General features: G+C 42.6%; 2 protein-coding genes and 1 pseudogene. 2 read left to right on the forward strand and 1 reads right to left on the reverse strand.

Annotated features, from left to right (window positions below; translation table 11 throughout):
* The first annotated feature begins 341 nt into the window (after window positions 1-341).
* Window positions 342-2,372: a methyl-accepting chemotaxis protein gene (locus tag A3757_RS21460; protein ID WP_068553314.1), complete on the forward strand. Its 2,031-nt coding sequence runs from the start codon at window positions 342-344 to the stop codon at window positions 2,370-2,372.
* Window positions 2,373-2,611: 239 nt separating this feature from the next.
* On the opposite strand, the gene A3757_RS21465 is transcribed toward A3757_RS21460, so the two are convergent.
* The gene (locus A3757_RS21465) at window positions 2,612-2,911 is read right to left on the reverse strand and encodes a PilZ domain-containing protein (protein ID WP_068509454.1); all 300 of its coding nucleotides are present in this window, start codon (window positions 2,909-2,911) and stop codon (window positions 2,612-2,614) included.
* 321 nt (window positions 2,912-3,232) lie between these two features.
* Here A3757_RS21465 and A3757_RS21470 point away from each other — a divergent pair.
* A pseudogene (locus A3757_RS21470) lies at window positions 3,233-3,773 on the forward strand (hypothetical protein); the annotation flags it as partial.

The following is a 3,773-nucleotide window of genomic DNA, read 5'->3' on the forward strand; positions in this document are numbered from 1 at the left end:
CCCCTCAACTGAGTTTATGCCTTTAAAGTTACGCGTTTTTATAGATTTTATGTTAGATCAATTTGTCGATGCGTCTTAATACTCAAGGTGAGTGTCAGCTTGGCCAGATTCGATTAAAAGGTTGACGCCGCAATGTCGAATACCGGTTCGAGAAAAAAGCTTCGAATTCCAAACTACTCAAAACAGCAAGATGAGCAAATCAGCCGAGTTTGACCTCATTCACTTATCAACAGTCACCATGAGATATCGCTGCCAAAATACCTTTCATTGCCACATCTCTAACCCTGTCTATACTGAATACAAAAAGAACAAGCCATTCCTTCAATCAAACGGCCTTCAATATGTTTCGCGATGCAACAATACGTCTAAAAGTAATATCTGGATTTGCCCTATCCACACTCGTTATCCTTTTGGTTGGACTGATCGGTTTTAATGGTATTAGTAAGCTATCAGATAACCTATCATTTATCGTGGGTCCAGCATGGGACAGCGCTGATGGAGCGATGGAGGCAGAAATTGGTCTGGAAGCTCAAATGCTTGCAGTAGAGAAAATCTTTCAAGGTTATCATTACGATAAAGGGCTAGAGTCAATCAAGGAAGCCCAACAAAGCACCGATGAAGCGATAGATCAGCTCCGCGATGCAGGGCTCATGGACGCCACTCAAATCGAAAATTTTTCCTTAAACAAAAGTCAGTATAAAAAGCTGCTCGAAGAAGTGCTAAAAGAGTATAAAGACTTTGCCTTCTTAAAATATCAATATGATGAAAATGCAGAAAAATTCGTCAAACTAAGTAGCGAAATAGAAGCAATCGGAGATTCAACGGTCGAACAACTAGAAAAGTCCCCCTCTCAATTAGTCACATGGGATACTGGCCTAAATAATATGTGGTTGGCTGCCGATGGCGCAATGGAGTCTAGTATCGGCTTACTCTCTGGTCTCTACCATATGGCTCGTTTTATCGCAAAGAGCGAAGAGCATAGTGCCGCACAATACAATCTGAACGAAGCGCTCGCATTCCAAAAAGAAGCAGCAAAGGAAATGTTCAGTACTGGTGCATTCAAATTAAATGCAGGAAGCAAATGGCAAAACCTTAGTTATGAAGAGGCCTACACAAAACACTTAGACAAACATGAAGAACTAACAAAAAAGCTGTTTGCAGCAACTCACGCATATCAAACAACTCATATCAAATACATCACAATTGCTGACCAACTCCTGGTGCAGTTGGGTAAATTTGAAGAAAGCGGAGATCGAGTAGTTGAAAATGAAGTCGATGTCATTAATCAAATTCAACAGGCGACACTAAGCGTTATGACGATGACTGCAATTGGCGGCGTCGTGGTTGTGATTATCTTCTCTTTACTTCTACTGCGCTCAATCCTCAGCCCCTTAAACGAAATTAGCACGCGAATTGAAGACATAGCACAAGGAGAAGGAGACCTCACACTGCGTCTCAACATGGAGTCAAAGGATGAACTCGGCACCCTAGGAAATCACTTTGACAGCTTCCTTGATAACATCCATAACATTATTAGCCAGGTATCTAGTCGTTCTGTAACAATGTCGGCAGAGATCACGGAAATGGACAACGTTGCTCAACGAACAAATGAGAGTGTAGACGAACAAAGACGTCAAACAGACCTAATCGCTACAGCCATCAATCAGATGTCCTCAAGTGGTCGAGAAATTGCTCAAAATACCGAAAATGCGGCGAGAAGTGCGACCGAAGCGAAAATTGTCAGTGAAGAAGCCGAACAAATTGTCACCGAAGCAATCTCGACTATCGGCAGTTTATCAGCTGAAATTGAGGATGCCACAGGCGTCATCTCAACACTTGAAGATGAGGTCAATCAAATTGTAAACGTCCTCAACGTGATCGTTGGAATCGCGGAACAAACAAACCTCCTTGCTCTCAATGCCGCAATCGAAGCTGCGCGAGCAGGTGAGCACGGTAGAGGATTTGCTGTTGTTGCTGATGAAGTTAGAGGCTTGGCAGGACGCACTCAACAAAGCACAGAAGAAATACAAGAAATGATTGATCGACTCAAAAGTGGATCACAGAGAGCCGTCGAAGTCATGACACGAAGTAATGAACAAAGTCAAAGTACCGTTCGTCAAAGTGAACAAGTACAACGATCACTTAACCAAATTGCTTCTTCGATTTCAGTTATAAATGAGATTAACCAACTAGTAGCAAGCGCTTCAGAAGAACAGTCATGCGTGTGTGAAGAAATGGAGAAGAATGTTCAAACGGTTGTTGAAGTCGCCACCACGACCAGCGAGGGCATGGAACAAACTTCTGCAAGCTGCCAACAAGCAAACCAACTAAATCAGGATTTGTCCGACTTAGTTAACCGCTTTAAGGTCTGAGCAAGCTTATTCAATTGCTCAATAAAAAGGAAACTGATAGTCACTGCTGTATCATATTTTTTTAATCGTTCTATGTATACGAATCGATTAACTAGGTCTATATAGGAAACGCAAAGACACAGCAGAGATTAGGTTTACTACTCACCTAAGTCGAGACAAGTAGATCTCATAAATTTCAGAGGGACTATAAACCAAACCGCTTACATTGGTTAAAATTAGATCCCTCCGTCGCTTTTTGACTACTGCATGCTTTGTATTTGTACGCCGTGTAGATATCGACCCGATTCGATCTGGGTTGTTCGTACAACCGTCGCCTTGCTAACCAAGTCGGGCACTATTCCCATCTCTGAGCGGATACAGGCCTCAATACATTCACCTGCGTTAATCGCCCTATCAAGTTCAACTTGCATGCCATTTACACTAAGATCGAGGCAAGTGCCCTCAATATAGTTTCCAGTATCCAGTTTTACCTGGATAGGCGTGTCTAGCTTCATACGGATATGGTCACGTTTCTCATCATAATTTCTAACATTGATCATAGATAATTCCTCAACAACTGGATGCAGGACTGCTCAAGGCCTAAAAGTCAGACTCTTGAACCAACACTAAATATTAATCAAAGGTCGTACCGTAAAAACAGATACTTCTTACCATCAACACCTTGCGGCACACTTCTAGAATTTGAATAAAGCAAGGCACTAATAATTGGTCAAAAAAACGGCAATGATCATCCGAGTGGGAATTGGCGTCTGAGTAAAGTGCCTCTCCCCCTTTATTTCTCTTCTCATTGACATTACTGGTAATGACATTAGGATACTTAGCCTGAAACGTATCACCATCCTAAAAGAGTATTATCACACATGAAAAAATTCTGGCTCATGCTACCTGTGCTGTTTGCACTAGCTTTAAACGCCACGCACGTCGATGCCAAAAAGTTCGGCGGCGGAAAGTCGTTTGGAAAGCTATTTCAAACCAAGCCTTCTCCTGCTAAAAAAGCTGCGCCAAATAATTCAGGAGCTGCAAAACAGAAAGCGCCGGCCAAGGGCGGTATGGCGAAAGGTTTAATGGGTGGCCTTCTCGCTGGTGGCTTAATTGCAGCTTTAATGGGTGGAGCATTTGAAGGCATTCAAATCATGGATATAATTCTGCTCGCTTTGGTGGCCTTTATTCTGATTCGCTTATTTAAAGGTATGATGCAAGCTAAAGCAGCCTCCATGGAGCCTCAACCAGCTTATTCTACAAATCAATTCAGACAAGAGAGCCAAACAGACGCCCAACCAAGCAAGTTCTTGGCGGGTCAGTTTCCTCAGTCATCTTCCGGCAATCAGCCAACAGCTAACCAGAACAACGATGCTACCTTTAATGAAGAGCAAACTTCAGGGTTTGGTTCGTATAATGATG

This window comes from Oleiphilus sp. HI0117 (genome assembly GCF_001635235.1).